The sequence below is a fragment of the Pseudoflavonifractor sp. MSJ-30 genome (assembly GCF_018918045.1).
In the GTDB taxonomy this organism is placed as follows: Bacteria; Bacillota; Clostridia; order Oscillospirales; family Oscillospiraceae; genus Faecousia.
In genome coordinates this window covers 1-4,191 of record NZ_JAHLPU010000014.1, presented here as the reverse complement: position 1 = coordinate 4,191, position 4,191 = coordinate 1, and the positions used below count along the sequence as shown (strand labels likewise).

Annotated in this window: 4 protein-coding genes; 2 read left to right on the top strand and 2 right to left on the bottom strand. The window is 57.7% G+C overall.

The window, feature by feature from the left end; all coding sequences use genetic code 11:
* Positions 1–246: 246 nt before the first annotated feature.
* Together pncB and KQI10_RS01490 are read right to left on the bottom strand one after the other, a co-directional pair.
* Positions 247–1,440: a nicotinate phosphoribosyltransferase gene (gene pncB / locus KQI10_RS01495; RefSeq protein WP_216565636.1), complete on the bottom strand. Its 1,194-nt coding sequence runs from the start codon at positions 1,438–1,440 to the stop codon at positions 247–249.
* Positions 1,441–1,453: 13 nt separating this feature from the next.
* The gene (locus tag KQI10_RS01490; RefSeq protein WP_216565635.1) at positions 1,454–2,005 is read right to left on the bottom strand and encodes an adenylyltransferase/cytidyltransferase family protein; all 552 of its coding nucleotides are present in this window, start codon (positions 2,003–2,005) and stop codon (positions 1,454–1,456) included.
* A 131-nt stretch (positions 2,006–2,136) separates the two neighbouring features.
* On the opposite strand from KQI10_RS01490, the gene KQI10_RS01485 reads away from it, so the two are divergent.
* Together KQI10_RS01485 and KQI10_RS01480 are read left to right on the top strand one after the other, a co-directional pair.
* On the top strand, positions 2,137–2,649 hold the full coding sequence (locus KQI10_RS01485) for a helix-turn-helix domain-containing protein (protein WP_216565634.1): 513 nt from the start codon (positions 2,137–2,139) through the stop codon (positions 2,647–2,649).
* On the top strand, positions 2,646–4,007 hold the full coding sequence (locus KQI10_RS01480; RefSeq protein ID WP_216565633.1) for a PLP-dependent aminotransferase family protein: 1,362 nt from the start codon (positions 2,646–2,648) through the stop codon (positions 4,005–4,007). Before KQI10_RS01485 ends, KQI10_RS01480 begins: the two co-directional genes overlap by 4 nt.
* Positions 4,008–4,191 lie beyond the last annotated feature (184 nt).

Here is a 4,191-nt window from a genome sequence, read left to right as displayed (position 1 = left end):
GAGGGGAAGGTGGCCCGCAGGCCGGATGAGGTTGAGGCCGGAGGGATAAAACGGGGTAGGTGTATAACTTGAAGTCTCAACCTCATCCGCCTCGCTTCGCTCGGCACCTTCCCCTCTCAGGGGAAGGCTTGACTCTCGCCCGTCAGATTTCCTGTTTTTTCAAGATGCATATGGTTTTAGATTTTACATACAGGGACGGCTGTCAACTCTTGATTCGCATTGTCAATTGTCAATTGTCAATTTTTTTTACTTTTCTCTGTTCAGCCGGAAGTCTACGGACCGTTTCAGGTAGTTCAGGTACTCGTCATCCTGACACATTTCCTTGCCGTGGGCGTCGGAGAGCTTGGCCACCGGGCGGCCGTTGACGTACTGGAGCTTGATGACGATGTTCAGGGCCTCCTCGCAGGTGTCATTGGTGACGAAGGTGCCGATGCCGAAGGAGACCTTTGTCTTGTCTTTGAAGTAGTCGTATAGCTTTTGGGCGTGGTCAAAATCCAGACTGTCGGAGAAGAGCAGCACCTTGGTTTTGGGGTCCACGCCGTACTTCCGGAAGTGGCGGATCATTTTCTCGCCCCACGCATAGGGGTCGCCGCTGTCGTGGCGGACGCCGGAGTAGTTGTTGACCATGGAGCGGTCGAAATCGTAGAGGAACAGATCCGTGGTGATGGTGTCGGACAGGGCGGTGCCGTTGTCGCCCCGGTACTCATCGTACCAGTCGGCCATGGCGTAGTGGTTGGTGTAGGCCAGGGGGATGGAGTCGATGCCCTGATACATCTGGACGAACTCATGGGCGTAGGTGCCGATGGGGGTCAGATTGTATTTCCAGGCCAGATACACATTGGAGGTACCGGCGCAGTTTTTTGTCTCCGTGGACAGCCGGCGGACAACCTCGTCCTGCCACTGCCGGGACAGCCGCCGGCGGCTGCCGAATTCGGCGAAGGCGAAGGTGTACTTGCCGGAATTGAAGTCCCGGATTTTCTGCTCCAGCCGCTCCCGGGCGGAGGCTTCCAGGGTGGCATAGTCATAGTGCATCCGGAAATAGACCTCGTTGACGATCTCCAGCAGGTAAATTTCAAACTGCATGGCGGAGAACATGGGGCCCTTCACCGTAAGAATCAGCTCTCCCGCCGGGGACAGGTCCGTATGGACATATTCCCGGATGGGGTGCCACAGCCGCAGAAATTCCACATAGTCGCTTTTGATGAAGCGGATGGAGCGCAGATAGCTCAGCTCCGCCTTGGTGAACCGCAGGGAGCAGAGATGATCGATCTGGGCATTGATCTCCGCCAGCATTTCCGGCGTAAAGACAACATTTTCATTGCGGCACTTGAAATAGTACTCGCCGTTCAGGTCCGTATGCTTGTGGAAGATCACCTGATCCATATTGAATTTGTAAAGGTCTGTGTCCAAAAGGGAGGTGACAATGGGTTCCAACTTCATAAAAACACTTCTTTCAAATACTCATGGTGCGTTCATTTTTCTGAGATGCCAGCATCAGGGCACGAAGCTCCGGGTACAGGCTGTGGATCTCCCGGCTTACATAACGCTCCCAGGATGCCCGGTCGTCCCGCAGAAGAAACTCCCGCATCTGAGAGGCGGAGATCTCAATGGTTTTGGGGATATACAGCTCCGCGATCCGCACGCCCTCCACGCTGTCGAACCAGTCCAGCCGCCGGGCCTCTTTGCCGGAGACCAGCAGATCCGGCAGACGGCCGAACCGCGCCTTAACGTTTTCCAGCACATAGTCCCCCCAGGCTGCGGTGTTGCCCACGCCGATATCCGGCAGGGGATAGATGCTGACCCGGCTGCCGAAGAGGTTTTCCAGCATTTTTTCGCGCAGTTCGTAGGGAAAGGGATTCTTTCGGGTGCCGGATTCCTGAGAAGAGCCGATGAAAATGCCCACCTGGCCGCACAGAGACAGGGCTGTTTCGATCATCTGCTGGTGACCGGCGTGAAGCGCCTGAAAGCGGCCTACCAGAATGCCCAGCGCAAAGGGCTTGTCCATGGTGCATCCCTCCCTGATTTGCTCTCTATTCTATCAAATATTCCGGAAAAGGTCAAACAAAATCCCATCAATCTGTACTTTTTCCCGCGGCCGTGATATAATGTCCCAAAAGGCATAAGGAGTATGGAAATATGGGAAGAGCGTCTGTCAGGCAGAACAAAAATAAATTTCAGCTGATCCGGGAGGAGCTGGGCCTGTCCCGGGAGAAGGCGGCGGAGCTGCTGGAGACCATCAGCCCGGAGCGTATTGAAAAAATCGAGAGCGGCAAGTGTGAGCCTTACCCGGAGGAAGTGCTGACCATGGCCCGGAAGTACAAGCGGCCCAGCCTGTGCAACTACTACTGTTCCCAGACCTGCCCCATCGGCAGAGAGTATGTGCCGCAGGTGGAGATGAAGGAGCTCAGCGCCATTGTATTGGAAATGCTGGCATCCCTCAACGCTGTGGACAAGCGGAAGGACCGGCTTATTGAGATCACCGCGGACGGCAAGGTCTCCGGGGGCGAGATCGACGACTTTATCACGATCCAGCAGGAGCTGGAGCGGATCTCCGTCACTGTGGAGACATTGCAGCTCTGGTCCGAGAAAATGCTGCTCAGCGGAGCCATTGACCGGGAGGCTTATGAGGCCCGAAGGAAAAAGGCATGAGAACCTACACGCTGAAAAAGCAGCCGGGGCTTCCGCTGTATGAGGCCCTGTACCGCGCCATCCGGGAGGATATCCTTACGGGAACCCTGCTGCCCGGAGAGAAACTGCCATCCAAGCGGGCTCTGGCCTCCAACCTGGAGGTGGGGAAGACCACGGTGGAGGCGGCCTACGCCCAGCTGCTGGAGGAAGGGTATATCTCCTCCCGGGAGCGGTCCGGCTTCTTTGTAGAAGCTGTGGAACCGCAAAAAAAGGCCCGGCCGGTGCAGCCGGTGACCGAAAGCGTGCCGCTGCCCCGTCAGGGGGCAGATCTGACCGGCAACGGCACGGGGCAGTTCCCCTTTTCCGTGTGGATCCGGCTCCAGCGGGAGGTCATTCTGGACTATGGGGAGCGGCTTCTGCTGCCTGTGGACAGCAGAGGCGCGCCGGAGACCCGGACGGCCATTGCCAAAAATCTGGGAGATTTCCGGGGCATGACCGTAGACCCGGAGAATATCCTGATCGGCGCGGGAACGGACTTCCTCTACAATCTGCTCTTGCAGCTGCTGGGGCAGGACAAGGTCTATGGGGTGGAGGACCCGGGCTATGGGAAGATCCGGAAGATCTATGCCGCCGGAGGCGTCCGCTGCCTGCCCATTCCCATGGACGAAAGCGGCATCCGGCCGGACAGTCTGGGCGGCGCCCGGGTGCTGCACATCTCCCCTTCCCATCATTTCCCCACGGGGATCGTCATGCCCCTGCACCGCCGCAGAGCGCTGATCGACTGGGCCCGGCGGACGGACGGCTTCATCATTGAGGATGACTACGATACGGAGTTCCGTTTCCGGGGGCATCCGCTGCCGCCCATGCAGACCATGGATCCGGAGCGGGTCATCTATATGAATACCTTCTCCAAGACGCTTTTCCCCTCCATCCGTATCAGTTATATGGTGCTGCCTGCCGGGCTTATGGCCCGCTTCCGGGAAAAGCTGGGTTTTTACGGCTGCACCGTGCCCAGCTTTGAGCAATACACCCTGGCCCGGTTTCTGGACCGGGGGTACTTTGAAAAGCACATCAACCGGATGCGCAAATTCTACCGGGCCCGGCGGAACCGGGTCATCGCTATGCTGGCGGGCTGCCCCGCCGCGGGAAAATTTACCATTCTGGAGCAGGACGCCGGGCTGCATTTCCTTCTGAAAGTGGAAACCGCCCTGGACGACAACGCCTTAACGGCCCTGTTCGCCCAAAGCGGTCTGCGGGTACAGCCCCTCGGCAGCTTTTACACAAGCCCCAGAGAGGACTGCCGGGGAATGCTGGTGATCAACTATTCCGCGGTGGATGAAAAAGCCCTGGAAGAGGGGCTGGGAAAGCTGGAGATTTGATTTTTGGGGCGTTTTGCGGGTTGACGAAAGCCCTGTCCACTCATAGGCTGGGCCCCTCCGGGGGCCCCTTTCTTGTCCCGCCAAGAAAGGGGGAAAGAATGCGGCTTAAGGGAGGCGCTGTCGGCAAAGCCGATGATTTCATAGAGCGATTGCCACTGGCAATCGTCAGATAAGATTCGCTGCG